Here is a 26,004-nt window from a genome sequence, read left to right as displayed (position 1 = left end):
AAAAGCTCCCTTGATCGTCTATGTTCCGCAAAATACTACCGACTTCGATGGTTGCCGATCTATGCTGCAGCCATGCTGACCCGAAGGAACCTGCTCGCCACCGCCGCCGCCGTCCTCGCGGCCGGTGCCCTGCCCGAGACGGCCCACGGGGCGTTGCCGGAGGTCGACATGGAGGCGGTCATCAAGGCCGCGCAGATCGACCCACGCCGACCGGACACCGCACTGACGCCGGGCGCCAGGGACAGCGTGCTCGCGGTCGAACGGGCGCTCCAGGCGCGCGGCTTCCTGTCCTCCACCTATGTGGACGGTCATTTCGGCACGAGCACGATCGCGGCGTACGCGGCCTATCAGCGGTCACTCGGCTACACGGGCCTGGACGCCACGGGCCTGCCCGGCCCCACCTCGCTGCGGTCGCTGGGCGACGGCCGCTACACGGTGGTGCGGGCGATCGCACCGGGCAGCGTCGTGACGCTGCGCGGAGTCCAGGTCAACACCCGCACGCGCACGATGCTGTACGAGGCGGAGCGGCTGCTGGGCCGCACGCTGACCCTGACCCAGGGCTCCTACAACACGGGAACCCCGGCCTCGGCCGGCACCCACGACGGTGGCGGCGCGCTGGACATCTCGGTGACGGGCCTGACCACGACCGTCCGCACGACGGTGGTCCGCCAGCTCCGCACGGTGGGCTTCGCGGCGTGGCTGCGCAACCCTTCGCAGGGCGACTGGCCGTACCACATCCACGCGATCGCCATCTCGGACACGGACCAGTCGACCGGCGCCCAACACCAGGCTGGCGACTACTACCTCGGCCAGAACGGCCTGGCCAACCGCGGCCCCGACGACGGCCCGGCGGTCACGAAGCGCACGTGGGAGGAGTACCAGCGCCTCTAGTGGCGCAGGCCGAGGCGGGCGTGGAGGCGGGCCAGCGGGCGCGGCGACCACCAGTTCCAGCGGCCCAGCATGGTCATCGTCGCCGGGACCAGGACGCAGCGGACCAGGGTCGCGTCCACCGCCACCGCTACCGCCAGGCCCAGGCCGATCTGTTGCACCGTGCCGATGCGGCCCGTCAGGAAGCAGCTGAAGACCACCACCATCAGCAGGGCCGCGGACGTGATGATGCGGCCCGAGCTTTGCAGGCCGCGGCGCACCGCCACGTCGTTCGGCTCGCCCTGGTCCACGTGTTCCTTGATCCGGGCGAGCAGGAACACCTCGTAGTCCATCGACAGGCCGAAGGCGAACGCGAACACCGTCACGAGTACGAACGGGCTCAGGCCGCCGACCACGTGGGTGTGCAGGACGCCGGCGAGGAAGCCGTGTTCGAAGACCGCGTTCAGCACGCCGAAGGTGGCTCCGAGGGAGACCACGTTCATCAGCACCGCCTTGATCGGCACGACCAGCGAGGCGGTCATCGCCCAGAGGAGCACGACCATCGCGAGCAGGGTCAGGGCAATCGCGTACGGGAGGCGGGAGAGCAACAGGTCGTTGAGGTCCCGGTGGATCGCGGCGATGCCGGTCACCCACGACTCGACGCCGTCGGGGCGGTCGGCGCGGGCGGCGTCGACCAGGCGCAGCGCGGCCTCGCCCTCAGGGTCACCGACCGCGTCGATGTCGACGGTCGCGACCCCGGGTGCGATCTGATCGGCCGGACGGACGCCGGCGATGTCCGCCGAGCCGAGGGACCGCGCCCACGAGTCCAGCGTGGCGGCGTCGGTGCGGGCCACCACCGTGACCGCCGGCTGGGCCGGGCGGGCGAAGTCGGCGGCCAGGACGTCGAGCACCCGCACCGACTCGAGCGAGCGCGGCAGACCGTCGAGGTCGTCGACCTTGACCGTCATCGTCAGCAACGGCAGGCCGGCGGCGAGCAGCACCGCCGCGGTGGCCAGCGCGGTCACCAGCGGCCGGCGCTGCACGCCGCGGGCCAGCCGGTAGAAGAAGCCGCCGTCCCGTCGGGCGGCGCGCTTCGCGGGCTTGATCCAGCGCTTGAACAGGCCCAGCAGGGCCGCGCTGAACGTCAGGGCCACGAGCATCGCCACCAGGGCGATCGAGACGCCGGCCGCGCCCAGGGCGGACAGGGCCGTCACGCCGAACACCAGCAGCCCGGCGAGGGCCGCCGCGACGGTCAGCGCGGAGAAGAAGATGGTGCGCCCGGCGGTGGCCCAGGCCGCGGTGACCGCCTCGACCGGCGAGCGGCCGGCGGCCAGCTCGTCGCGGTAGCGGGCGACCAGCAGCAGGCCGTAGTCCACCGACAGGCCGAGGCCCATCAGCGTCACGACGGTGACCGCGTTCTGGTCGAGGGTGGTGATATTGGCGAAGAACAGTAGCACGGAGAACGAGCCGGCGATCGAGACGATCGCGCCGAGCACCGGAATCACGGCGGCGAGCAGGCCGCCGAAGACGAAGACCAGCACGAGCAGCGTGATCGGCAGGGAGAGCTGTTCGGCGAAGGACAGGTCCTTCCGCGCCTGCTCGTTGGCCTGCCGGTTGACCAGCCGGCCGCCACCGACCTCGACGGTGGCGTCGGGCTGGCCGGCGGAGCGCAAGGCCGGGCCGAGCGCGCGAAGCTCGGCGACGGCGCCGTCGGTCGCGGCGTCCAGGTCGTCGCCGGTGAGGTCCGCCAGCCGGGCCTGGACGAGCAGGCCGCGTCCGTCGGTCGCGCGCAGCGCCGCGGCAGCCGGGCTCTCGACGTACGGCGTCACCACGCCGGTGATGCCGGAGACGGCGCCGAGCTTGCCAGCGGCGTCGGTCACCGCCGCGCGTACCGCCGGCGAAGTGGGGTCGACTCCCCGAATCACCCCGATGATCGATCCGGCCGACGTGGACGCGTCGGAGATGACCTCGCTGCCGGCCACCGACTCCAGTGAGGACGGGCCGCGGTCGTCGTCGAGCCCGGCGAAGACCGGCCCGGCGGCGAACCCGCCGGCCACGACGGCGACCAGCCAGAGGCCGACGACGGTCCAGCGGTGCTCGAAGCACCGGCGGCCGAGCCGGCCGAGCATGGTGGTCCGCGCCGGCGGCGTCGTCGTGTCGGGCCGCGTGGTGGCCGGGGTCGTCTGCGTCATATCCGAGATCCTGCTCCGGAGTCCACGCTCGACACCTCCGGGACCCGCCCGGACGCGAACCCCGACCCACAGATCCGGGAAATGGTCAGGTTAGCCGGATGGACAGGCCCTTGCCGCCGAACTCGGCGCAGACGAAGGCCGGCTCGCGTTCACCCCCATGCTCGGGCGAGTGCCGGTAGCCGATCTCCTCGAACGAGGTCAGCTCCTTGCCGCCGCTGGTGACCAGCCAGCGGGCGAACGCACCCCGGGCGATCTTCGCATGCACGGTGACGAACTTCGGCTCGCCGGACTTCGGGTCGACGGTCAGGAACTTCGGCGTGACCAGGCGCTCGGGGTCGACGTACTTCGTGACGGTCTTGCTGTATTCGACGGCGGCCAGGTTGACGATCGGCCCGCGAGCCGGCAGTTGGTCGGCGATCGACCGGCCCCAGAACTGGTAGAGGTTTCCGCTCGGCAGCTTGTAGCCCATTTCCAGCCGGTACGGCGCGATGCCGTCGAACGGGCGCAGGATCCCGTAGAGGCCCGACAGGATTCGCAGGTGCTGGTCGGCGTAGCGGCGCTGGGCGGCGGTGAACGTGTCGACCTGGAGGCCGCTGTAGATGTCACCGACGAACGACTCGGCGGCCGGCGAGAGCTCGGCCGGGTCCGTGGTCCAATCGGCGTAAAGCTGGCGGGTCCTGTCCGCCAGGTCCGGCGAGACGCTCATGATCTTCGCCAGCTTCGCCGCCGGCAGCGCCCGCAGCTCGTCGACCAGCTCGCGCGCCTTCTCGACCAGCGCCGGCGTGCCCGTCGGCCGGTTACCCGCGCTCGGTCGCCGCATGGTCTTCGAGCTGTGCATCAGGATGATCACCCGCCCATTTTGCCCGCATCGGGGTACGCGAGCGGCGGCGGGCCGTGCCAGCATCGTCGAGTGGGCCGCAGCGTGCTGGTGACCGGCGCCACCGGTGGCATCGGTGGGGCGCTGGTCCGCGCCGCCGCCACCCGGGGCGACCACGTGCTCGCGGCCGCCCGGCCGGGTCCACGCCTGGACGCGCTGGTCGGCCCCAACGTCACCGCGCTGCCGCTCGACCTGACCGCACCCGGGCCGCTGCCGGTCCCGATCGACCGGCTGGACGCGGTGGTGCACGCGGCCGGCGTCGCCGACGTGGCGCCCGTCGCGGAGACGTCGATCGAGACCTGGCAGCGGACGATGGCGGTCAACCTGATCGGAGCGGCCGAGCTCACCCGGGCGTTGCTGCCGGCGCTGCGGGCGTCCCGTGGCCATGTGGTCTTCGTCAACGCGGCGCCGGGGGTGCGCGGGGTGCCCCGATGGTCGGCCTACGGCGCCAGCAAGACCGCCTTGCGCGAGTTGGCCGACACGCTCCGCGAGGAGGAGGCACGGTTGCGGGTCAGCACCGTCTATCCCGGCGGCACGGCCACCCCGCTGCTGCGCAGCGTCCGCGCGGCGTTCGGGCGACCGTACGACCCGGCGGCCAGCATCCGACCCGAGACGCTGGCCGCCGTGATCCTGTCCATCCTGGACGCTCCCCCGGACGCCTACCTCGCCGAGGTGTCCCTGCTCACTCGTTCCTCGCCGTCTCGGGGCCGGTGATCCGGCGCAGCAACGGCAGGGTGGCCGCGATGATCGCGAACGAGGCGACCAACCCGCCGCCGACGATCGCGTAGTAGCCACCCCCCGGCGCGTGCAGCGGATAGTCGAGCTGCGCCCGCAGGAACAGGGTCGCCGCGAGGAGGCCGGCGCCGATCGCCACCGCGGCCACCACCAGCAGCGGCACCACGGTCTCCAGGCCGACCACGGCGCGCAGCATCCGGATCCGCACGCCGGTCAGCCGCAGCACGCTGAACGGGCGCTTGCGGTCGGTCAGGCCGGCGATCACGCTGACCGCGAGGCTGCACCCCGCGATCGGCAGGCTGGCCAGGATCACCACGTCGGCCAGGCGCTGGAACTGCACGAGGGTCCGCGCCGAGTCGGACTCGAACTCCGCCTCGGTCGCCGGGTACCAGCCCCACGGCCGCATCGTGGCCAGCACCGTACGGGCACGTTCCTTCGCGGCGTCCGAGCCGTCGGTCTGCACCACGACCGACAGCAGCCGCCGCGAGTCGAGGTCGGTGATGGTCGACGCGGGCCAGACCCGCTGCTGGGCGCGTGAGTAGCCGGGTGTGCGCGGGCCGATCAGGTCGGGCCACACCGCCGCGGTGACGGCGCCCGGCGCACACGCGCCGTATTCCGGGAAGCGAGCCAGGTCGGTGCAGGCGATCACCCCGGGACCTTCGGGGATGTCGCCGTTTCGGGCGCGTTGCAGGTCGCCCTCCCGGACGGCGAGGACCGCGCGCACGCCCTGGATCGTGGACAGCTCGGCGGGAATGTCCGAGACGGACGGCACCGGGGCGCCGGGCACGAGGTCCTCGGCCCAGAAGTGCTCCGTCAGCGAGGTGGCGGCGGCCGAGTCCGCGGCCGGCCGTGCCCGCTCGGCCACGTACGACGTGATCGCGCCGCTGGCGGCGGTCATCACGAACAGCGCGACCACCAGGCCGCTGACCGCCCGGAACGCCGCCATCGGATCGTCGGCCAGCCGGCGCCCGGCGATCAGCGCGGCCGGTCGCTGAGCGCGGGCGGCCACCAGCCGGGCGATCCGCATCGTCAGCCAGGGACCGGCGAGCACCAGGCCGGCGACCATCAGGACAGCGCCGGCAAGGTAGGCGAAGGTCTGCCCGTTCGTCGTCTCGGGCCGGCGTCCGACGAACCAGGCCAGCTCGGCGACGCCGGCCAGCAACGGGATCAGCCGCCACGCGCGCGGCGGCTTCGGTGTCACGCGGCGGGTGACGCCCAGCGGCGAGATGCGCACCCGCCGCAGCGCCAGCCGGGCGGCGACCGCCGCTCCGATCGGGATGCCGACGCCGACCGTGAGCACGTCGACCCAGGTCAGGGCCAGGTCGTTCGGGAAGAAGGTGGCGCCGGTGAACGGGATCGTGGCGAGCCCGGGCCGCAGCGCGAAGAAGACGCCGAAGCCGAGCAGCGCGCCGGCGAAGGCGGCGACGGTCGACTCGACGGTGGCCAGCACCGAGACCTGTCGCGGTGTGGCGCCGACCAGGCGCATCGCCGCGAACCGCTGCTCGCGGCGGGCGGCCGACAGCCGCGTCGCGGTGCCGATGAAGATGAGCACAGGGAAGATCAGCGCGGCGGCGATGACCGAGAGCGAGACCGTGAACATCGTGTCGTTGAGCCCCACGATGCAGCGCATGCAGGTGGTCGTGTCGCCCGACAGCACCGAGCTGATCTTGGCGGCCGACGGCAGCACCTCCAGTGACGAGGGCGCCTGCCCCACCACGGCGAGCAGGGTGTCGGGCGAGGGCAGGGCGGCGTCGCCGATCACGCCGATCTCCCGGCCGGGGAACCGGTCGCCGAGCTCGCCGGCGGGCACCGTGCGCAGCAGGTCGTGCAGCGCCGGTGAGACGTAGAACTCCCCCGCGCCGGGCACGGCCGGGATGCCCGGAAACGCCGGCGCGGCCGGGCCGGTGGCGGCCACGTCGATCCGCAGCAGCTCCTCGCCGCGGAAGTAGTTCTCCCGGCCCAGCCACCAGACCGGGTCGACGCCTGGCCGCGCGGCGGTGGATGCCTCGGCGACGCCGCTGTTGAGCCAGGTGTAGCGCAGGTTCTGCGTCTTGGTGGCGTTGATGCCGGCCAGGGTGGCGAGCAGCAGGCCGGTGCCGAGGGCGACCGCGAGCGCGACGACGACGAGCCGGGTCGCCGCCTCCCGACCGCCGGCGACGGCCAGGCGCAGTCCGAGTGCGATCACGAGAGCGCCGGTTCCGCGTCGAGGCTGGTCACCTTGCCGTCGCGGACGATGACCTCGCGGTCGGCGTACGCGGCGACCCGGGCCTCGTGGGTGACCACGACGACGGTGGTGCCCTGCTCGCGGGCCGAGCCGACCAGCAGGTCCATGACGTGCTCGCCGGTCAGCGAGTCGAGCGAGCCGGTCGGCTCGTCGGCGAACAGCACCCGCGGCCGGGCGACCAGCCCGCGGGCCAGCGCGACCCGCTGAGCCTGACCGCCGGAGAGCTCGCCGGACCGGCGCTCCTGGAGGCCGTCGAGGTCGAGCCGGGTGAACCAGGTGCTCGCCTCGGCCACCGCCGCGCGCCGCCGGGTGCCCGCCAGCAGCAACGGCAGCGCCACGTTCTCCACGGCGGTGAGCTCCGGGACGAGCTGGCCGAACTGGAAGACGAAGCCGAACCGGTCGCGGCGCAGGGCGCTGCGGGCACCCTCGTCGAGCGTGTCGACGCGCTGCCCGGCGAAGTGGATCTCGCCGGAGTCGGGCACCAGGATGCCGGCCAGGCAGTGCAGCAGGGTCGACTTGCCGGAGCCGCTCGGACCCATCACGGCGAGGATCTCGCCCTCGGCCACCCGCAGGTCGGCACCGCGCAGGGCCGGGGTCTCGCCGAACGACAGGGTCACTCCGCGTGCCTCGATCATCGGGTCACCGCCTTCGTGAGCGCGTCGAGCCGGGCGACGGTGGTGTCGATCCACCGCAGGTCGGCCTCCAGGTGGAACAGGCCGTGGTCAGCGAGCAGCGCGTCGACCAGGTTGCCGCCGCGCTTGACCTCGGTGAGCTCGCGCATGCGGGCCAGGTGGGCACGGCGCTGGGTGTCGAGGTATTCCTCCGCCGGACGGCCGAGCATGATCGCGAGCACCACCTTGGCGAACAGCACCGTCTGCAGGTGCGGCTCCGGTTCGAGCGGCTCGACCAGCCAGGCGTCCACCTCGGACGCTCCGGTCTCGGTGATGATGTAGCGCTTGCGCTCCGGCCCGTCGCCGGGCTCGGTCGCGATGACCACCTTGCCGTCGCGGGCCAGCCGGGCCAGCGTCGCGTAGACCTGCCCGAACGGCAGCGGCTTGCCGCGACCGAAGAAGGTGTCGTAGTCGCGCTTCAGGTCGTAGCCGTGGCTGGGCTCGCGCTCGAGCAGGCCGAGCAAGGTCAGGGGAACGCTCATGCCGAGGACCATACACCACATGTATACGCTGAGGGTATACGCCGAGTGTCTTCCTGCGGCACCATCCGGCTGCCATCCGTCTGTGATCTTGAAGGCGCCACGAAAGACCAGCTCACCGCCGTGCGGGCACGAAAGCGGGGCAGCGATGCGTCCCGCTGCCCTGTCGGGGTGACGGCACGGTTTCCTAGAGTCAGCCCGGGCCGAGCGGGGGAGGCGGAAAACGTCGTGACGGGCGTCCGCCTGGCGCCGGCCAGGTTCCGCGGGATCGGACCTGGACCGGCGTGCCGGTCCCTTGCGGAGCCTGCGGGCCTCGACGCCGGATGATCCCCCTGTCATCTGGCGCGGGGCGCGCGGGCTCTCACGCCGGAGTGGGGGTCAGCTCGCGACGGTAGCTGGCGATCGCGTTGCCGGCGGGGTCGTAGGCGACCAGCTCACCGTGCGCCAGGCTGGCCGACCGGAACGAGAAGACCCGCCCGGCGGCGTACACGTCCAGCAGCGGGATCTCCCGCGGCCGACCGCCGGGCGCGGACCGGTACTCCAGGCGGGCGACGGCCGGCCCGACCACTCCGTTGACCCGGACCTTGGTCTTCTCCGCCACCACGCCGAACCGGATCGACAGGCCGCCGATGAACGCCGCGCAGGTCGGCTCGTCGCGACAGACGTAGAAGTAGCGCGGGTTGGCCGTGTCGGCGAGCCGATAGGCCTTGAACGTCGGGTCGGCGGAGGCCGGCAGCGGCTGCACCGCGACCACGGCGACCGCCACCGCGGCGGCACCGACCAGCGTCCAACGCCGGGCCGTGCGGCGCATCGCCACGGCCGCGCCGAAGCCGAGCACGCAGACCCCGACGGTGCCGATGGCGCGGGCGTTCTCCAGCACGAACTGCACGCCCGGTGTGAACGAGACCTCGGCCAGCACGACGCCGAGCGAGAGGACCATCGCGGTCAGCAGCGCGCCGCCGGCCGCCCGGTGCACGGCGCCGCGCGTGCCGATCAGCAGCATCGCGGCCAGCACGGGCCAAAGCTGGTGGTGGGTCCAGGAGACGGGTGAGGCCGCCACGGTCGCGCAGCCCACCAGCACCGCGGCCATGGTCCGGTGTCCGTCGTGGAACAGCCGGCGGGCGCGCAGCAGCGCGACCACGCAGACGACCGCGACCAGCGCGGCCCAGACCAGGGGCAGCCCCGAGGTCGGCACGCCGACCCGCAACAGCATGCCCTGCACCGACTGGTTGCCCAGCGACGCGAGGTCACCGATGCGCGACGTCTCCAGCACCGTGCCGGTCCAGTAGGTCCAGCTCTCCCCCGGCAGCACCAACGCGCCGACCGCCGCGGCGGCCACGAACGCACCGGCGGCCCGCCCCGCCTCCCGGTAACGGCCGACGGCCAGGAAGTAGACGACGAACAGCAGCGGGGTGAGCTTGACCGCCGCGGCCAGGCCGACCAGGCAGCCACGCCACCGGGCCGGTGTCAGCCCGACCGCGTCGACGAGGGCCAGGAGTACGACGAAGACGCTGACCTGGCCGAACCGCAGGTTGCTCTGGGCCGGCGCCGACAGCAGCAGCCCGCACGCGACGGCGGCGACGAGGTCGGGTCTTCCCCGGCCGACCACCGCGGCGATCGCCGCCAGCGCGGCCAGCGTCGCGACCAGCCACAGTGCCTGGAGCACCCCTTCGGGCAGGAAGGCGATCGGCCCGAGCACCAACGCGGCGAACGGCGGGTAGGTGAACGGTCCACCGTTCTCGGCGACGAAGTCGTAGAGCGGCCGCCCGTCCCACAGCTGCCGCATCGCGCCGTAGTAGATGTGCAGGTCCGAGAGGCGGTCCGGCCTACGCAGCACGAGCGCGCACGACACCAGCGCGACGAGTCCGAAGAGGACCCAGAGAGCCGCCGCACGCCGGGCCGGACTACCCATCGCTTTCGTCCCCGTGAGGAGCATGCCGGCAATCTAGCGCCCGCGCGCTTCGCGCGGTTGTGCCCTCCGTGCGCCGTTTCGCCGTGGAGATCACCCCCGGTTGGCGGCCGATCCCCGGACGGGCGGCGGCGGCCGTCGCATGATGGGGGGAACGCACCGGTGACCGATACCGACCAGGAATCGAGAAGGCCGATGGCGGAACCTTTCTATGCCTCCAAGAACGAGTACGTCGACCGGGCGCTGCTCGGCTTCGCGCGGGACCATGCCGACGTGGTCGAGCTGAGCACCGATCCCGTCTACGTCCGCTCGGTCGACCGGGATCCGCGCCGGCAGGTCGGGCTGCTCTCCGGTGGCGGCTCCGGGCACGAGCCGATGCACGTCGGCCTGGTCGGTCGCGGGATGCTCGACGCGGCCGCGCCCGGTCGGGTCTTCGCCTCACCCCACAACCGCCAGGTGTACGAAGGCAGCCGCGCGGCCGCCGGACCCGGCGGGGTGTTGCACATCGTGAAGAACTACACCGGTGACCGGATCAACTTCGGCATCGCGGCCGAGCGGTTGCGGCACGACGGCATCCCGGTCGCGCGGGTGCTGGTCGACGACGACGTCGCCACCGAGAGCCAGGAGACCGCGACCGGGCGGCGCGGCACCGGCGCCACCGTGCTCGTCGAGAAGCTGCTCGGCGCCGCCGCGGACCGCGGTGCCGGGCTCGACGAGCTCGTCGCCCTCGGCGAGACGATCGTCGGACGGTCGCGCAGCATCGCGGTCGCGTCGCTCGCGCAGACGTCGCCGGTCACCGGCGAGCCTGGCTTCGCGCTCGAGCCCGGGCAGCTCGAGTACGGCGTGGGCATCCACGGCGAACGCGCCAAGCACACGATCACCCGGCCGTCGTTGGAGGAGCTGGTCGCCCGGATGGTCGAGGACGTGATCAACCACCTGCCCGGTGGCCGGTCGGTGTTCCTGTTCGTCAACGGGCTCGGCGGGACCACGTACATCGAGCTCTACAACGTGTTCGCCGAGGCGGTCGACGCGCTCGCGACGCGGGACATCGCGGTGGAGCGCAGCCTGGTCGGGCCGTACACGCCGGCGCTGGACATGAAGGGCTTCTCGATCACCATGACCATGCTGGAGCCGTCCGTCGAGACGCATCCGTCCGGCGGCTGGACCGGGCTGTTCGACGCGCCGGCCTGGACCACAGGGCTCCGGAAGTGAGGTCGGCCATGTTGATGAGCCTCTACCTGGAGGCCACGGAGAGCGCGTACGGCGAGCTGACCCGCCTCGACCAGGCCGCTGGCGACGGCGACTACGGCGACAACCTGCGCGAGGGCCTGCGGGGCACCGTCGCCCGCATCCCGACCGACGCGGACCTGGCCACCGAGTTCGAGACCGCGGCCACGTACTTCCTCGACGAGGTCGGTGGCACCAGCGGGCCGCTGATCGGGCTGCTGTTCAACGACGTCGGCGGCAGCCTCGAGCGCGGCGGTGAGGGCGACGACGCGCTGGTCGACGGCCTGGCGGCGGGCACCGCGGCGATCTCGCGGGTCGGCGAGGCCAGCGTCGGCGACCGGACCATGCTCGACTGCCTCGGCCCGACCGTCGACGACCTGCGCGCCGCCCGGCCGCCGGTCGACTGGACGATGGTGGCCAACCAGGCGTTCGACCATGCCCGCGCGACGGCCGACCTGCTGCCGAGGATGGGGCGGGCCTCGTACGTCGGACAGCGGGCGGTCGGCACCCCCGACGCCGGCGCGATGGGCATGGCGCTGCTGTTCTGGGCGCTGGCGGTGTTCCGCGACCCGGCCGGCCGTGCGCAGCTCCCCGACCCCGCACGGCTCGTGTGACACGGGGCACCGCTCCGACGCTGTTCCAGTCGTGGGATCACGACCCGGGGCCGGGCTGAGCGGACCCGTTGTGACCCGGCGGAGGGGCATGGCCGGGTCCCCCGGGTTGTGCGCCGGGCGTCGTGGTGGAATCGTCACCACGCGTCCGGCGTCCACTCGGGGAGGAGCGTTCCGTGCGGCCCGACTCCATGCCGTGGTCCTAGCGGCCCGGCGCTCGTCGCCCACCGAACCGGATCCGCTGACCGCGGCCCTGGCCGGTGACGACGACGCGTTCCGCGCGCTGTACCGGCTCGTGCACCCTGGGTTACTGCGCTACCTGCGCGTGCTCGTCGGTGCCGACGCCGAGGACGTCGCCTCGGAAACCTGGCTGCAGGTCTGCCGCGACCTGCCGTCGTTCACCGGCGACCTCGACGGCTTCCGGGCGTGGTGCGCCACCGTCGGCCGGCACCGCGCCCTCGACCACCTGCGCCGCGTCCGGCGCCGGCCGGAGACCGTGCCCGCGGAGACGCACCTGGCCGCGCTCGCCGCCACCGCGGACACCGCGGGTGCGGCGACCGACGCGATCGACACCGAGCGGGCTCTGGCGCTGATCGCGACCCTCCCCCGCGACCAGGCCGAGGCGGTCCTGCTGCGCGTGGTGGTCGGGCTCGACGCGGTCAGCGCCGGCCGGGTGCTGGGCAAGCGAGCCGGCGCGGTACGCACGGCGGCCTACCGCGGGCTGCGCCGGCTCGCCGAGATGCTGGAGCAGCACCATGGCTGATCGCGAACCGCTCACCGACGCGGAGCTCGAGCGGATGCTCGACGGCGGTCCGCTGCCGCCCGCGCTGGCCGCGCTGCGGTCCCCGGCCCAGCCGGCGGAGCTACGCGGCGAGGAGGCCGCGCTGGCGGCGTTCCGTGCCGCGCGAGTTCCGACGCCGCTGCCGGCCGGGCGCAAGGCCCGCGTCGTCGGCCGTGCGCTCGTCGTCAAGGTCGCGGTCGCCGGCGCGGTGCTGGCCGGCGGCGGGCTCGCCGTCGCCGCCGCGACGGGGACACTGCCGACGCCGTCCTCGAACCGGCCGCCGACCTCTGACCAGCCCGCGCCGGGCCGGCCGGGTGGCGTCGTGCACGAAGACCGGCCGACCGTGGCGCCGCAAGCGCCGGCCACGACCGCGCCGCCTGTGTCGCCCGGAGCACCCGGGTCGCCCGGGGCGCCCGGGTCTCCCGGCGCGGGTCCTGGGAACGGCAACGGGAACGGCAACGGCTGGGGCCAAGGTCATGGCACCGGCAAGCCGTCGAAGTCGCCCAAGCCGACCAAGAAGCCGAAGAAGACGAAGGAGCCCAAGCCGGCGGACGACGCGCCGACCGGCTAACCTGCCGCATGGCGGCGCGGATCTCCACTGAGGACCGTGCCCGCGACCGTATCGGTGCTGAGGTTCCTGCTCGCCACGAGAATGTCGGACTGACCCGCAACGTTTCCGGTGCCGCCCGGGTCGTGAAGGTAGCGACGGCCGAGAGGGAGCACGGGTGGCGGAGGATTTCCGGGAGTTCGTGGAGTTGCGGTACGCCGACCTGTTGCGGATCGCGTACCTGCTGACGGGCTCCGCGCACGACGCCGAGGACCTGGTGCAGTCCGCGCTGCTCAAGGTCATGCGGCGCTGGAGCAGGGTGGACGAGCCGTTCGCGTACCTGCGCCGCACCATGGCCAACCAGCACATCAGTCTGTGGCACCGGGTCCGCTCGCGTGAGCACGTCGGCACCTCGCTGCCCGAGCACGGAGGCGACGACCCGGCCGACCGGGTGGTGCGGCGCCAGGCCATGGTCGCGGCGCTGCGCGCACTGCCGCCGCGTACGCGGGTGGTGGTGGTCCTGCGGTATCTCGACGACCTGCCCGAAGCCGACGTCGCGGCCATGTTGGGCTGGCCGGTCGGCACGGTGAAGAGCCACGCGTCCCGCGGCCTGGCCCGGCTGCGCGTCGCCCTCGGCGACCAGGAACTCATGAAGGGAAACCAGCGATGACCGTGGACGAACGCGTTCACGCGGCCCTCGTCGACCTCGCCGACGAGGTGCGGCCGGCACCTGACCCGTACGGTCGGCTACGGGCGCGGCGCTCGCGGGTCCGGAAGCGGCGTGCGGTCTCGGCCGGCGCCGCGTTCGCCTTGATCGCGGTCGTGGCGACCACCCTCCCCCTGCTTCCCGACCGGGGTGGCTCGACGATCACCGACCAGACCACCGTCCAGGGCATCAACGAGTGGGGCGACCGGCTTCGGCTCTCCCCGGTCCGCGGGGCGTTCGGCGAGGCCAATCCGGCCTACGTCGACGAGGTGGCTCGCCTCGCCCTGGAACAGCAGCGCGCGGGCGCGTACCGGATGAACGCCCCGGTGACCGAGGTCAACGTGATCTATCTCGACGACGTCGATCGGGCGCGGGTCGCGTTCGTGGCGTTCCACCTCGCGACGCCGGACCCGGTCAGGCAGTGGACGAACGCCAGCGGCTGGTTCACCGCCCCGCCGGGCGCCTCGGCGGCGGAACTCGTCAGCGCGTCGACTGCCGCCCTCGGCGACGGGCTCGATCCGTTCTCGGAGCTGACCAACTTCGGCGGCCAGGACAGCAACGCGGTCGCCGATGTCGCCCTCGCGGTGGCTCCGGCCGAGTGTGTCGTCGAGAGCGCGCCCCTGCCCGCGCTCGACGTGTGGACGCCGGAGCCCACCGGGTCCTACGTGCTGCGCACCCGCGACACCGAACGCTCCGAATGGTGGCGCGTGGTGTGTGCCGGCGTCGTGAAGGAGGCCGGGCCGGCCAGACCGATCCCGGGCGAGGAGCCGCTGACCGACGACCAGGTCGACGCCGCACTGCGGGGCGCCCGCGGCCCGGTCGACGAAACCGCGGCCCGCGACGCCCTCCACTCCGCGACCTGGGAGGGCCGCAACCTCGCGACCGGTCCGGCCCGCGTCGTGTGGGGTGGCGAGATCACCGGAGCACAGCCCGACAACAGCGTCTCATTCGACGGCCGTGCCGTGATGACGGTGGCGCCGTGGATACGCGACAGATGGTCCCTGGCCGTCGACATCCGGTACGCGGCCGAGCAACCGAATGGCAGCATCGGCACCGGAGTGCGGCGCATGCTGCCCGCCGACCCGAAGGACCCGGACGCCGCGCTGCCCGTCCGGCTCGGGGAGAGCGTGTCGGTACTCGTCGTCGTGCCCGACGGCGCGACCCGGGTGCGGGCGATACGCGCCGGCGCGGTCATCGACACGGCGGACGTGAGCGGCCAGGCCGCGGTCGTCGACGCGCCGGACGCTCCCGACCTCACCTTCGAGGCCCTCGACCGGAACGGAAGCGTGTTGACCACCGCGACGATGCCCCCGGAGCCGCCGCTCGGCATCGACCTCGAGGTCAACACCTGGTGATCGTCACGCCGACGCCGCGGTGACCAAGCGCCGCGGCGTCGGCACGCGGTCAGACGGTCCGGGCGGCGACGTCCCCGGTCGGCTTGATGCCACGCTCGGAGGAGTGGCGGCCCGATGGCTCGGGCCGCCACGGTCGTCACGGAGCGGTTGTCGCCGAGGGCTTACGGGTGCCGAGGAAGTAGGTCACGGCCACGCCGGCAATGGCCAGCACGATCTGCAGAGTGATCTCTTTCCAGCCGTAGTCACGGTCGTCGCCGAACATCAACGCGAGCAGCGCGGCGATCAGTGCGCCGGCGACGGCGAGCGCGGGTGCGAGCCACACGGCGTTGGGCTGCCGGCCCCGCAGGGCGAACCCACCCACCACCCCGACGACCACGCCGATGATGACGGCGAAGAGGAAATTCATGTCGGATACAGCCTTTCTTTCCTAGAAGGCGCCGATGGACCTGACATGTGTCCCAGGTTCCGCGACACTTGTCAATGCGTCCCATCGGCGCCGTCCAGGGTTATGGCCGGTCCGCCAGCACCGCCTCGTCCGGGGCTCGGTCGACCTCCACGGTGGTGGGTGCGGCCGTGTCGCCATGGCCCGGCCACCACGCGCGGCGGCCGACCAGTGCCGTCACGCTCGGCACCAGGAACATCGCCATCACGAACGCCGCGATGAGGATGCCGACCGAGACCGAGAAGCCCATCTCCATCAGGAACGAGACGCCGGCCAGCAGCATCGAGGCGAACGTGCCCGCGAGGATCAGGCCGGCCGCGCCGACGGACGGGCCGGCGTGCTCGACGGCCAGATCGGCGGCGGTGCGCGGGTCGTTGCCGAGCCGTGCCTCCTCGCGGAGCCGGGCGATCATCAGGATGTTGTAGTCGGTGCCGATGGCGACCACGAACAGATAGAGAATGATCGGCAGCGAGAAGGAGAGGCCCGGCCGGTCGGCGAGGCCCTGGAAGACGATCACGGTGGCGCCGAGCGTCGAGAAGAAGCCGAGGACCACCGCGACGATCAGGTAGAGCGGCGCGACCAGGCTGCGCAGCAGCAGCGCGAGGATCACCGCGATCAGCAGGCCGGCGACCGGGAAGATGACCCGCAGGTCGCGGTCGTTGGCGTCCTTGATGTCGGCGAAGACGGAGCTGAGCCCGCCGACGTAGGCGCGGGTGCCCGGCGGCGCCGCCGCGTGCGCCACGTCGCGCAGCTCGCCACCGGCCAGCGCCAGGGCCTCGTTCGAGTACGGACTGCCGGCCAGCAGCAGGTCGAACCGCGCGACCGAGCCGTCTTCGCTCAGCGTCGCCGGGCTGCCCTGCGGGCCGGGCATGATGCTGCCGACGCCCGCCACGGCGCGCAGCCGGTCGGCCACGGCGGGCAGCGAGGCCGCGTCGATCCGGCCGTCGCCGTCGGCCTGGAGGATGACCTGCGTCGGCGCCAGTGCGCCGGCCGGGAAGCCGGCCTGCAACGCCTCGTAGCCCTCGGCCGACTCCGTGCCGCCGGGCAGTTGGGCGTTCTGGTCGTAGTCGGTCTTCATGAACAGGGCGCCCGCCGCCAGTGCGACCATCAACCCGCCGGAGACCAGCGCGACGACCGCGGGCCGGCGGCCGGTGAACCGGCCGAGACGCTGGAAGGTGGTGCCCTTCGGGGTGCGCTTCCAGCTCTTGGACGGCCAGAAGACGGCGGTGCCGAACAGCGACACGATGGCCGGCACGAGCGTGACCGCGGCCAGGCCCATCACCACGACCGCGATGGCCAGCGCCGGGCCGAGGCTGCGGAACGCGCCGAAGACGGCGAGCAGCAGCGCGAGGAACGCGATCACGATGGCGCCGGCGGCGGACGCGATCACCTCGCCGACGCGGTGCACCGAGGTGACGAGGGCCGGCTTCGTCTCGTCACCGGCGCGCAGCCGCTCCCGGAAGCGGAAGAGCAGGAACAGGATGTAGTCGGTGCCGACGCCGTACAGCACGATGGTCAGAATGATCTCGATCGACGGGTCGGCGTCCATGCCGAACACGTCGGCCATCGTGGCGATCAGCCCGGTGGAGACCACGGTGACGATGCCGACCGTGATCAGCGGCAGGATCGCGGCGAGCGGGCTGCGGTAGATGATCAGCAGCAGCACGACGATCAGGATCAGGGTGGCCGCACCGACGATGACGAGCGCGTCGTTGAAGGCGTCCTCGTTGTCGGCGTACATCGCGATGTCGCCGGTGACCAGGCGTTCGAGACCGGTGTTGGCGAGCACCGGGTCGCTGGCGGTGCGGATCTCTCTGATCGCGGCGGTCAGCGCCGGGTCCTGCGGGTTGTCGCCGAGACCGACGGTGACGAGCTGGACGAGCCGGTTCGGCGAGACGGCCTGCGGCGCGGTGACGGCGCCCGTGACCTTGTCGATGCCGGCCGCGGAGATCGCCTCGGCGAGCCGGCCGACGGTGGCCTGGTCGGCCTCGGTCAGCTCACCGCCGTCGGAGCGCTTGACCACGACGGTCGCGGTGGCGCCGTCGGACGAACCGAAGGCACCCTGCGAGATCTCGGTCGCCCGGATCGACTCGTAGCTGTTCGGCAGGAAGTTGGCCTGGTCGGACGTCGTGACCAGCGACGGCGCGAAGACCACCGAGGCCGCGGCGGCCGCCAACCAGGCGACGATCACCCACCATCGCTTGTAGACGACGAAGCGCCCCAACCGCTCGAACATCGTTCCCCCCAACCTGCCGGACGGTAGGTGACAGAGCGTACGCCGGGTGCGCCACCCCGCGCCGCCCGTTATTCTCGCCGGGCCGCGCTGAGAGCCGGCTGAGCGAAGAGGGTGACAGGTGGACGCGACCCGCGACCGGATTCGCGAGCAGGCGCTCGCTCTCTTCACCGACCGGGGGTACGCGACGGCGAGCCTCCGGGAGATCGCCGACCGGGTGGGCATCACCAAGGCGTCGCTCTACTACCACTACGCGTCCAAACAGGATCTGCTGGTCGCGGTCGTCGAACCGCTGCTCACCCAGTGGCGCGAGGTCGTCCTGGCGGCCGAGGCGAGCCCGCACTCCCCCGAGACGGTGCGGCGGACCCTGTGCCGGTGCGTCGACACGCTGCTGGCGCACCGTACCGTCGCGAACCTGTTCCTGCGCGACACGGCGGGCATCCTGCCGGCGCTGGCACCGCTGATCGACGACGTGGTGGAGACCAACCGGCGCCTGCGGGACTGGCTCGCCGGCCCGGCACCGTCGCAAGTGGCCAGAATCCGCGCGGTCGTCGTGCTGGACCTGCTCCGCGTGGCCCTGACCGCCGGCGCGACCCTCGGCGACGTGCCCGACTCCCTGGTGCGCCAGACCCTGCTCGAGTCGGCCGAGCTCGTGCTGGCCGTGCGCCGTTAGCTCCTCCTGCCCCGCCCGCCACAGAAACACACGTTCGATCCGCCGCCACCGACGGCCGGCGTAGCGTGGTGCGAAGGCGCTCCCCCGGGCCGCGAGTGGGAGGACTGAGCACCACGATGGCGACTCTCGACGACAAGGTAGTGCTGATCACCGGCACCGGAAGCGGCATCGGGCGCGTGGCGTCGCTGGCCTTCGCCCGCGAGGGAGCGAAGGTGGTCGGCTGCGACCTCAACGTCGCTGGCAACGACGAGACGGTCGAGCTCGTCCGGCGCGCCGGCGGGCAGATGACCGGCGTCGCACCCGTGAACCTGACCGACCCCGAGCAGGTCGACCGGTTCGTGGAGCAGGCCGCCGGCGCGTACGGCGGCCTCGACGTCGTCTACAACAACGCGGCCGCGCTGCGCTTCGGGCCGATGCCCGACTTCTCGGTCGAGGACTGGCGCTACACGATCGCCGGCGAGCTCGACATCCCGTTCTTCGTCTCGAAGTACGCGTGGGCGCACCTGGTCAAGCGCGGCGGCGGTGTGATCATCAACGCGGCCTCGATGGCCGGCATGATCGCCGGCGAGAACCCGCCGATGGTCGGTCACTGCGCGGCGAACGCCGGCATCATCGGTATGACCCGCCAGCTGGCCCTGGAAGGCGCCAGGGTGGGGATCCGGGCGGTGACGATCAGCCCCGGCCCGACACTGACCCCGGCCGCAGACCGCGACCTCGGCGACAACCAGGCGGCCCGCGACGCGATCACCGCCAAGACGCTGCTCAAGCGGTTCGCCAAGCCCGAGGAGGTCGTGGAGCTCGCGGTCTTCCTGGCCTCGGACCGGGCGGGTTTCATCACAGGCGCGAACTACGCCGTCGAGGGCGGCGCCAGCGCCTGGTAGTTCTATACGGATGAGAATCGCTGTCACGGGTGGCACCGGCCGGGTCGGCGGCGAGGTGGTGCGGCTGCTCTCCGAGTCGGGTCGGCACGAGGTGGTGGCGTTGTCGAGCCGCACGGCGCCCTATGACGACCCGGTCGCCCTGCGCGCCGCGCTCGACGGCGTGCGGCGGCTCGTGTTCGTGTCCAGCGACGGCGAGGCCGCCCGGGTGGTCGTGCACCACCGCAACGTCCTCGCGGCTGCCGCCGACCGCGGGGTCGAGCACGTCGTGCTGCTCAGCGGGCTGGACGTGGCGCTCGACTCGCCGTTCTGCTACGCGTTCACCAACGGCGACACCGAGCGGCTCCTGCGGGCCGGCGACATCCCGTACTCGATCGCCCGGGCCGGTCTTTATGCCGAGTTCTTCCTCGACCTGCTGCGCCAGGCCAGCGCCGGCACCGACTCGGTCGCGCTGCCCGCCGGCGACGGCCGGATCTCGCTGGTCGCCCGCGACGACGTGGCGCGGTGCCTGGCCGCGCTGGCGATGCGCGAGCCCACCAACGGCCACCACGACGTGACCGGGCCGGAGAGCCTGCCGGTCGCGGAGGTCGCGAAGGCGGCCGGATATGGCTATGCCGACGCCAGCCCCGCCGAGTTCGCGGCGACGCTCGCGCGGCTCGGCGAGGAGCCGTGGTGGGTCTACGCCTACTGCTCGATGTTCGCGTCGATCCGCCAGGGCCGGTGGTCGCGGACCTCCGACGCCGTTCTGGAGCTCACCGGCCACCCGGCCGTCCCGGCTCCCTGGAACCCGACAAACATCGCATAAAACCTGACGCAGGGGCCGGTTGACGCGGTGCGTGACGGGAAAGCGGACCCCATGCGAGTCTTCGTCACCGGCGGGACCGGCGCACTCGGTCAGCACCTCGTGCCAGGGCTGGTGGGTGCGGGGCATCAGGTCACCGCGACCACGCGTACGCAGGAAAAGGTCGACAGGCTTCGGGAAGCGGGCGCCGAACCGGTGGTCGTGGACGGCCTCGACCGCGAGGCGGTGATCGCGGCGGTGGTGGCCGCCGCGCCGGACGTGATCGTGCACCAGATGACCGCGCTGGCCAACGCACACAGCCTGCGCAAGCTCGACCAGGAGTTCGCGGCCACCAACGAGCTGCGTACGCGCGGCACCGACAACCTGCTCGCCGCCGCCGAGCGGGCCGGCACCCGCCGGGTCGTCGCGCAGGGCCACAACTTCGTCTACGCGCGCTCCGGCGGCCCGGTGAAGACAGAGGAGGACGACCTCGACCCGCGGCCGGTCCCTTCGGCGGCACAGGCGATGGCCGCGATCCGCTACGTGGACACGACCGTGCCGCGCGCGGTGCCGGAGGGCGTCGTGCTGCGCTACGGCACGTTCTACGGCGGCGATCCCGCCGTCGACCCGATGCTCACCGCCGTCCGGAAGCGACAGATGCCGGTGGTGGGCGGCGGTACGGGCGTCTGGTCGTTCATCGAGACCAGCGACGGCGCGGCGGCGACGCAGGCGGCGGTCGAACGCGGCGCGCCGGGCGTCTACAACGTCGCCGACGACGAGCCGGCGCCGGTCTCGGAGTGGCTGCCGTACCTGGCCGAGCTGACGGGAGCGAAACCGCCGATGCGGGTGCCGGCCTGGCTGGGCCGCGTGCTGGCCGGCGAGTTCGTCGTCACGCAGATGACCGAGGCCCGCGGCTGCTCCAACGCCAAGGCGCGGGCGGAGCTGGGCTGGGAGCCGCGCTACCCGAGCTGGCGGGAAGGGTTCCGGGCCTGGGTCGCCGCCTAACCGTCGATGGGCCGCGTTCGACGGCAGCGGGTCCATGGGCAACGGGGGTCGCCGCGACGCATCTCGACGACTACGCCGCCGCGGTCACGGCCTGCGTCGAGGCGGGCGGCGACGTCGACACCACCGCGGCCATCGTCGGCGGGATCGTCGCGACGCGTGCCGCCGGCGTGGCTTCGGAGCCGCGAGCCGGTGCCCACCTATTAGGGAGTGCGTCACCACTGCTCACTGCTCGTCGGATGACGATGCTCCGAGCAGGCGCAGGAGGCTGACCCGGAGTGCCGCGGCCGCGTCGGTGCGAGACATCCGGCCCGCGTCGGCCTCCTCCGCGGCGGCGTGGCCGATCCGGATGGTGAGGGTGGCCAGCCAACCCGCGGGCAGCCGGTCGTCGAACTCGCCGGAGCGCTGGCCGCGGCTGATCACGCGGTTGAGCCGGGCGGCAACCGGCTCGTGGCGCTCCTGGTCCTGCGCGGGGGTCACGGGGACGGCCGTGGTGCGCTGGAAGAGCAGCCGGTGCTGGGCGGCGACGCGGGCGCTCGTGTCCAGCAGGCGCAGGAGGGCGTCGGTCGCGCGGCCGGCGTCGAGGTCCACCGCGTCGAGCTCGGTCATCGCCTCGGCGGTCACCCGCTCCAGCGCGGCGGCCAGCAGCACCTCACGGGACGGGAAGTGCGCGTAAACCGTCTGCCTGGTCACGCCGGCCGCCGCGGCGATGGCCTCCAGGCTGGGGTCCGTCGGGGCGTTCAGCAGCTCGACGGCGGCATCCAGGATGGACAGTCGACGGCGCCGGGCGTCGGATCGGTGATTGGGCAATCTTTACACCTTGTAAAGGTTGGCGATCGTGGATATCTTACAGGTGTCAAAGATAGCGGAGGTGGGGCATGACGGTGTTCGGCGCGGACCCGAAGCGGTTCGTCTTCGACTTCTTCTCCTCGTTCGGCCAGGCGATCCTGCACAGCGACGAGGACGCCGCGGCGATCGTCGACCGGTTCCACACCCCCGACGTCGTCCAGGTCGCCGACGGTCACCGGATGGACCGGGAGAAGTTGATCGCACACACCCGGCCGATCCGCAAACGCCGGCCCAGCACCCGGCTGGAGGTGCACGAGGCGGTGGCACAGGCGGATCGGATCGCCGCCCGCTACACCATGCACGTCGAGGACCGCGGCCGTCGCTTCGCGCTCGACGTGCACTTCTTCGGCCGGTTCGCCGCAGACGGCCGGATGCGCGAAGCGCACATGCTGACCCGCTCGGAGCCGGCGTCCTGACCACCCTGTCTCAGCGGCCCAAGAGATGCGCTGAGCGCTACAGACCCGCCCACGACCGCAGCAGGTGGCCGCCGATGGAGTCCACCGGGCCTGAGCCTGGGCCGTCGACGATGCGGGCGACGACCTCGGCGCGGGTGAACCAGCGGGCCTCCAGCAGCTCCTCGCCGTCCACCGTGATCGCGTCGGAGGTGGCCGTCGCGAGGAACCCGATCATCAGGCCGGCCGGGAACGGCCACGCCTGCGAGCCCCGGTACGTCACCGCGCCGACCGTCACGCCGGCCTCCTCCGCGACCTCGCGGCGCACCGCGCCCTCGAGGCTCTCGCCGATCTCGACGAAACCGGCCAGCAGGGAGAAGCCGTCCGGGCCGGCGCCGGCGTGGCGGGCGAGCAGGCACCGGTCCGACCGCTCGACCAGCACGATCATCGCGGGCTCGATGCGCGGGAACAGCTCGCGCCCACAGCCGGTGCAGATCCTGACATGGCCGGCCTGGCCGCTCTCGGTCCGGCCGCCGCACGAGCCGCAGAACCGGGCGTGGCGGTTCCAGTGGAGCAGGCCGCGCGCGTACGCCAAGGTCGCCAGCACCGGATCTGGCAACGCGCTCGCCAGACTCCGCAGGTCCGCGGTGGCGTGTGCGGCCGTGAGGCGCAGCGCCTCGGCCTCGTCGACGCCGCTGAGGTCGGCGGCGAAGACGGCCGTCGTCCCGTCGACGCTCAGCAGCGCGGTCTCCCCCGGTGCCGCGCCGACGTCCAGCGTGACCGGGAGACCGTCGGCCGTCAGCAGCGGCCGGTCACGCCACATCGGGATGATCCGGGTATCGCCGGCACGCAACCGTTCGGCGACCCACTCGGGGTCGGCCCGCAGCCGCGCCGCCCGGTCGCCCGGTGTCGAGGTATAGGCCAAGCTCATGTGGGGATCCTCCCCCACGTGTCATCGCGGCCAACCGCCGGCAACGGGCTCGGGCGCGGCGTCCGCGAGCGTCGACGGGCAGATCTGGCGCATGACGAGGTGCAGGCAGTTCTCGCGCTCGGGATCGTCCCAGTAGCCGGCGTGGGTCAGCAGGCCGGTGCGCGTCCAGACGTTGCGATAGGTCAGCGTCTGGCTGGTGTAGCGACGGCACACGGGCCGCGCACCTGCCACCGTCACGACGTCGCGACCCTGCTCCCCCGCCGGGGCGTACCCGTAGTCGTCGCCGTCCACCATGTTCGAGGCGAGGATGTCGGCCGGGATGTAGATGTTCGTCCACGGCAGGTCCGGCACGCGTTGCTCGCGGTCGTCGGCGTAGGTCGGAAAGTAGAGCCGCACGAAGTCGAGCGGACAGCCGATGGTGACCAGGCCGGCGACGGACGTGCGGTGGCGAGGGTCCAGCGGCTGCGCCAACGACCGGCGCGGGAAGGCGAAGTCCATCGCGATGAGCGCGCCGATGCTGTAGCCGACGAGGTGGACCTTCCGACCCGGGTCCTTCTCCAGCAGGTCGTCGAGGGCGCTGTCGACCAGGCCGGTGACGCCGGCGGCGTGCCGCTCGTCCTGCGCGTACGCCAGCACCTGCTCGAGCAGCTTGGCACCGCGGGCGACCGCGGGCCGCACGCTGAAGAACAGCCACGTCGTCAGGGCGGTGCCGCCGAGCGCGAGCGCGTCCGCGGCGGTGTCCGGGACGTCGGGCTCGTTCCAGATGCCGAGCGCGACCAGGATCGCCAGCCCGGTGAACACCGCGGACAGCATCAGCAGGACCACCGCGCCGAGCCCGATGACGAGTTGGAGCTTGGCCACGGTGGACTTCGCGCGCTTGCGGGCCGACAGCAGCATGAGCACGGCGCCGAGCAGATGCCCCAGCGCCCTTCCGAACCGGCGCAGGCTCTGTGTCACGCCGGTGCCGGACGCGTCGGGCAGGTCCAGCGCCGCATGGTAGTCGACGGTGTAGATGTCGAGAACCACGCCGCCGGACGCGTCGACGATCCGTCGGCCCTCGGTCATGCGCTTGCTGGCGCTGGGGAGCTCCTGTGCCGCGTACGTGCCGGGGCCTTTGCTGGCCTTGATGGCGATCAACTCGGCGACGCGGGCCGCCGAGTTGCGTGGCGACTTGCGGATCCCGGGCAGGAAGAGGGCGACAGGCGGTGCCGCGGATCGCCGCTGCGGTGGCACCTTTGGTGAATCGGCCATCTCCACTCCTTCGCCGGCGCAGCCAGACTAGTCGGCCCATTTTCATGGGGAATTCGAATTCGCCGCGACTGTCCCTCATTGGGATTAATGAGATCGGTGGACGGGGCGCCCGACGAACCGCCGATGGTGGTTGCCACACCGGTCAGCGCCGCGCATTCTGTCTCGAGGCGAAGGAGGTCCCGTGGCCACTGCCGCATTCCACAAATGGGTCCAAGATGGCCGGCCATGGCGGGACGCCCGCCCCATCGCCGAGACCAAGGTGCTGCTCAAGGCCGCTCACCCGAACGCGGTGGTCGGTGTTCCCGCGCTGAAACTCACCAAAGGCGGAATCCAGACCAACGCCTCCCATTTGGAAAGCTCGTTTCCCGAGGACCACACGCCGTTCTCGTTCACGGCGTGGCCGGATGCGCTGCCACCGAAACCGGACGGCTATGTGGTGTGCGCGATCGACTACATGGACGGCATTGGCGGCGTCGACTGCGCGACGTTGTTCAAACGGTGGCTCGAGGACTGCAAAGCCGGTCGACGGCCGTGGACGAAGTATCTGATCTGGCGGGCCAAGAGCTACAGCGTCCGCAACGACTGGCAGCCCGCCGATGCCGACGACCATTTCGACCACATTCACGAGTCGGTCCGCACCGACTGGATCGCCAAGAGCATCGGCCGCTACAACCCGTTCGTGGACCGCCGCCGACTCCCGGAGGACGACATGAGGCTCATCATCGCCCAGGAGACTGGCGACACGAAGGTGTACGTCGGCAACGGCGTCACACGGCGTCACATCGCGACCAGGGACGACCTGGAGAACCTCCAGCACTGGCTCAAGAAGCGCGGGTACACCCCGGACGAGGTGGAGGTGAAGGACTTCAAGCCCGGCACCCTCGAAGGCGTGCTGGGCAAGCTGGTCTAGCCTGCCAGCGTCACCGACAGCGCCGGGTGGTCCGTCGTGCCGGCCATGTCGATGACGGTGCGCCAGCTCGGTCCACCCGCGCCGGCGACGGCCACGTGCTGAAGGCCGCCGTCCGAGCCGTCCGCGTAGGCGCTCGGCAGGCAGGTCGACAGGCTTCCGAGGTTGAAGTCGCCGCCGACGACCACCCGGCCCGGGAACGCCGCCGCCACCGTGGTGAAGAAGTGCCGGCACTGCCGGCGCGATCAGATCCTGCACGGGGTACGTGCCCCCGCGCGCGACGCGATCGGTCGGCCGTCTCACGAGCAGCCCGATCCCGTACGGCTCGCCGTCGCGGCACCGGATCGGGTCGCCGACGCGCCGGTCGACGGCGGGCTTGGAAGGAGACGGCGGCACCCGGATCGACCGCGCGGCCGGTGTAGCAGCCGGCCCAGCCGCTGTTGCACAGGTTCAACTGCACCACGTGCAGTCCGTGCGCGATGTC

At 72.4% G+C, this 26,004-nt stretch carries 26 protein-coding genes and 1 pseudogene; 15 read left to right on the top strand and 12 right to left on the bottom strand.

The genetic code is table 11. The features are described 5' to 3' along the window. Positions 1-72: 72 nt before the first annotated feature. Positions 73-891, top strand: a complete 819-nt coding sequence (locus tag AB0J88_RS08325; protein WP_364347076.1) for a peptidoglycan-binding domain-containing protein — start codon at positions 73-75, stop codon at positions 889-891. Here AB0J88_RS08325 and AB0J88_RS08320 read toward each other — a convergent pair. Together AB0J88_RS08320 and AB0J88_RS08315 are read right to left on the bottom strand one after the other, a co-directional pair. Beyond that, positions 888-3,059 carry an MMPL family transporter gene (locus tag AB0J88_RS08320; protein WP_364347078.1) on the bottom strand — a complete coding sequence of 724 codons (2,172 nt, stop codon included), beginning with the start codon at positions 3,057-3,059 and terminating at the stop codon, positions 888-890. The two genes, AB0J88_RS08325 and AB0J88_RS08320, sit on opposite strands and share 4 nt — an antisense overlap. An 85-nt stretch (positions 3,060-3,144) precedes the next feature. After that, positions 3,145-3,909, bottom strand: a complete 765-nt coding sequence (locus AB0J88_RS08315) for a YaaA family protein (RefSeq protein WP_364347080.1) — start codon at positions 3,907-3,909, stop codon at positions 3,145-3,147. Between the two features lie 60 nt (positions 3,910-3,969). Here AB0J88_RS08315 and AB0J88_RS08310 point away from each other — a divergent pair, with 60 nt between their 5' ends. Next, positions 3,970-4,650, top strand: coding sequence for an SDR family oxidoreductase (locus AB0J88_RS08310; protein WP_364347082.1), 681 nt, complete (start codon positions 3,970-3,972; stop codon positions 4,648-4,650). Here the strand turns inward: AB0J88_RS08310 and AB0J88_RS08305 are convergent. The 4 genes from AB0J88_RS08305 to AB0J88_RS08290 all read right to left on the bottom strand — a co-directional run bounded on the left by AB0J88_RS08305 (position 4,619) and on the right by AB0J88_RS08290 (position 9,981). Continuing rightward, a complete protein-coding gene (locus AB0J88_RS08305) occupies positions 4,619-6,856 on the bottom strand; it encodes an FtsX-like permease family protein (protein ID WP_364347084.1) in 2,238 nt (745 codons plus the stop codon). The two genes, AB0J88_RS08310 and AB0J88_RS08305, sit on opposite strands and share 32 nt — an antisense overlap. Further along, the gene (locus tag AB0J88_RS08300) at positions 6,853-7,530 is read right to left on the bottom strand and encodes an ABC transporter ATP-binding protein (RefSeq protein WP_364347086.1); all 678 of its coding nucleotides are present in this window, start codon (positions 7,528-7,530) and stop codon (positions 6,853-6,855) included. Before AB0J88_RS08300 ends, AB0J88_RS08305 begins: the two co-directional genes overlap by 4 nt. Continuing rightward, positions 7,527-8,048 carry a PadR family transcriptional regulator gene (locus tag AB0J88_RS08295; RefSeq protein ID WP_364347088.1) on the bottom strand — a complete coding sequence of 174 codons (522 nt, stop codon included), beginning with the start codon at positions 8,046-8,048 and terminating at the stop codon, positions 7,527-7,529. Before AB0J88_RS08295 ends, AB0J88_RS08300 begins: the two co-directional genes overlap by 4 nt. Before the next feature lie 358 nt (positions 8,049-8,406). After that, on the bottom strand, positions 8,407-9,981 hold the full coding sequence (locus tag AB0J88_RS08290) for a glycosyltransferase 87 family protein (protein ID WP_364347090.1): 1,575 nt from the start codon (positions 9,979-9,981) through the stop codon (positions 8,407-8,409). A 168-nt stretch (positions 9,982-10,149) separates the two neighbouring features. Between AB0J88_RS08290 and AB0J88_RS08285 the strand changes: the two genes are divergently transcribed. From AB0J88_RS08285 to AB0J88_RS08260, 6 genes are all read left to right on the top strand, one after another. After that, positions 10,150-11,166 (top strand): dihydroxyacetone kinase subunit DhaK, encoded by a 1,017-nt coding sequence (locus AB0J88_RS08285; protein WP_364347091.1) that lies wholly within the window; start codon positions 10,150-10,152, stop codon positions 11,164-11,166. Between the two features lie 14 nt (positions 11,167-11,180). Further along, positions 11,181-11,795, top strand: coding sequence for a DAK2 domain-containing protein (locus tag AB0J88_RS08280; protein ID WP_364347093.1), 615 nt, complete (start codon positions 11,181-11,183; stop codon positions 11,793-11,795). Between the two features lie 193 nt (positions 11,796-11,988). After that, a complete protein-coding gene (locus AB0J88_RS08275; RefSeq protein ID WP_364347095.1) occupies positions 11,989-12,555 on the top strand; it encodes an RNA polymerase sigma factor in 567 nt (188 codons plus the stop codon). Continuing rightward, positions 12,548-13,144, top strand: a complete 597-nt coding sequence (locus AB0J88_RS08270) for a hypothetical protein (RefSeq protein ID WP_364347097.1) — start codon at positions 12,548-12,550, stop codon at positions 13,142-13,144. The genes AB0J88_RS08275 and AB0J88_RS08270 overlap by 8 nt, the downstream gene beginning before the upstream one ends. A 154-nt stretch (positions 13,145-13,298) precedes the next feature. Then, positions 13,299-13,790 carry a SigE family RNA polymerase sigma factor gene (locus AB0J88_RS08265; protein WP_364347099.1) on the top strand — a complete coding sequence of 164 codons (492 nt, stop codon included), beginning with the start codon at positions 13,299-13,301 and terminating at the stop codon, positions 13,788-13,790. Then, positions 13,787-15,181 (top strand): hypothetical protein, encoded by a 1,395-nt coding sequence (locus AB0J88_RS08260; protein ID WP_364347101.1) that lies wholly within the window; start codon positions 13,787-13,789, stop codon positions 15,179-15,181. The genes AB0J88_RS08265 and AB0J88_RS08260 overlap by 4 nt, the downstream gene beginning before the upstream one ends. A 136-nt stretch (positions 15,182-15,317) precedes the next feature. Here the strand turns inward: AB0J88_RS08260 and AB0J88_RS08255 are convergent, their stop codons facing one another. Both AB0J88_RS08255 and AB0J88_RS08250 read right to left on the bottom strand, forming a co-directional pair. Continuing rightward, complete coding sequence (locus tag AB0J88_RS08255; protein ID WP_364347103.1) at positions 15,318-15,587, bottom strand: hypothetical protein; 270 nt, start codon at positions 15,585-15,587, stop codon at positions 15,318-15,320. A gap of 100 nt (positions 15,588-15,687) precedes the next feature. Further along, complete coding sequence (locus AB0J88_RS08250; protein ID WP_364347105.1) at positions 15,688-17,859, bottom strand: MMPL family transporter; 2,172 nt, start codon at positions 17,857-17,859, stop codon at positions 15,688-15,690. A gap of 118 nt (positions 17,860-17,977) precedes the next feature. On the opposite strand from AB0J88_RS08250, the gene AB0J88_RS08245 reads away from it, so the two are divergent. The 5 genes and pseudogenes from AB0J88_RS08245 to AB0J88_RS08225 form a co-directional block, all read left to right on the top strand. Then, complete coding sequence (locus tag AB0J88_RS08245; RefSeq protein WP_364347107.1) at positions 17,978-18,529, top strand: TetR/AcrR family transcriptional regulator; 552 nt, start codon at positions 17,978-17,980, stop codon at positions 18,527-18,529. 116 nt (positions 18,530-18,645) lie between these two features. Beyond that, positions 18,646-19,410 (top strand): SDR family NAD(P)-dependent oxidoreductase, encoded by a 765-nt coding sequence (locus AB0J88_RS08240; RefSeq protein ID WP_364347109.1) that lies wholly within the window; start codon positions 18,646-18,648, stop codon positions 19,408-19,410. A 10-nt stretch (positions 19,411-19,420) separates the two neighbouring features. Further along, the gene (locus AB0J88_RS08235) at positions 19,421-20,212 is read left to right on the top strand and encodes an NAD(P)H-binding protein (protein ID WP_364347111.1); all 792 of its coding nucleotides are present in this window, start codon (positions 19,421-19,423) and stop codon (positions 20,210-20,212) included. 51 nt (positions 20,213-20,263) lie between these two features. Next, a complete protein-coding gene (locus AB0J88_RS08230; protein ID WP_364347113.1) occupies positions 20,264-21,193 on the top strand; it encodes an NAD(P)-dependent oxidoreductase in 930 nt (309 codons plus the stop codon). A 47-nt stretch (positions 21,194-21,240) separates the two neighbouring features. Then, positions 21,241-21,397, top strand: a pseudogene (locus tag AB0J88_RS08225) (ADP-ribosylglycohydrolase family protein); the annotation flags it as partial. Positions 21,398-21,415: 18 nt separating this feature from the next. Here AB0J88_RS08225 and AB0J88_RS08220 read toward each other — a convergent pair. Continuing rightward, positions 21,416-22,000 (bottom strand): TetR/AcrR family transcriptional regulator, encoded by a 585-nt coding sequence (locus AB0J88_RS08220; protein WP_364347115.1) that lies wholly within the window; start codon positions 21,998-22,000, stop codon positions 21,416-21,418. 68 nt (positions 22,001-22,068) lie between these two features. Between AB0J88_RS08220 and AB0J88_RS08215 the strand changes: the two genes are divergently transcribed. Next, positions 22,069-22,455, top strand: a complete 387-nt coding sequence (locus AB0J88_RS08215) for a nuclear transport factor 2 family protein (RefSeq protein WP_364347117.1) — start codon at positions 22,069-22,071, stop codon at positions 22,453-22,455. A gap of 37 nt (positions 22,456-22,492) precedes the next feature. Here the strand turns inward: AB0J88_RS08215 and nudC are convergent, their stop codons facing one another. Then, on the bottom strand, positions 22,493-23,362 hold the full coding sequence (gene nudC / locus AB0J88_RS08210; RefSeq protein WP_364347119.1) for an NAD(+) diphosphatase: 870 nt from the start codon (positions 23,360-23,362) through the stop codon (positions 22,493-22,495). Positions 23,363-23,383: 21 nt separating this feature from the next. After that, positions 23,384-24,613 carry a hypothetical protein gene (locus tag AB0J88_RS08205; RefSeq protein ID WP_364347121.1) on the bottom strand — a complete coding sequence of 410 codons (1,230 nt, stop codon included), beginning with the start codon at positions 24,611-24,613 and terminating at the stop codon, positions 23,384-23,386. Positions 24,614-24,872: 259 nt separating this feature from the next. Here AB0J88_RS08205 and AB0J88_RS08200 point away from each other — a divergent pair, with 259 nt between their 5' ends. Next, entirely contained in the window at positions 24,873-25,523 is a 651-nt protein-coding gene (locus AB0J88_RS08200) for a hypothetical protein (protein WP_364347123.1), read from the top strand. On the opposite strand, the gene AB0J88_RS08195 is transcribed toward AB0J88_RS08200, so the two are convergent. After that, positions 25,520-25,732, bottom strand: coding sequence for a hypothetical protein (locus tag AB0J88_RS08195; RefSeq protein ID WP_364347125.1), 213 nt, complete (start codon positions 25,730-25,732; stop codon positions 25,520-25,522). The two genes, AB0J88_RS08200 and AB0J88_RS08195, sit on opposite strands and share 4 nt — an antisense overlap. Between the last annotated feature and the right edge of the window lie 272 nt (positions 25,733-26,004).

The organism is Asanoa sp. NPDC049475 (genome assembly GCF_040676915.1).
In the GTDB taxonomy this organism is placed as follows: Bacteria; Actinomycetota; Actinomycetes; order Mycobacteriales; family Micromonosporaceae; genus Asanoa.
The sequence above is the reverse complement of the archived record's forward strand: the minus strand, read 5'-3'. Positions and strand labels throughout refer to the sequence as shown.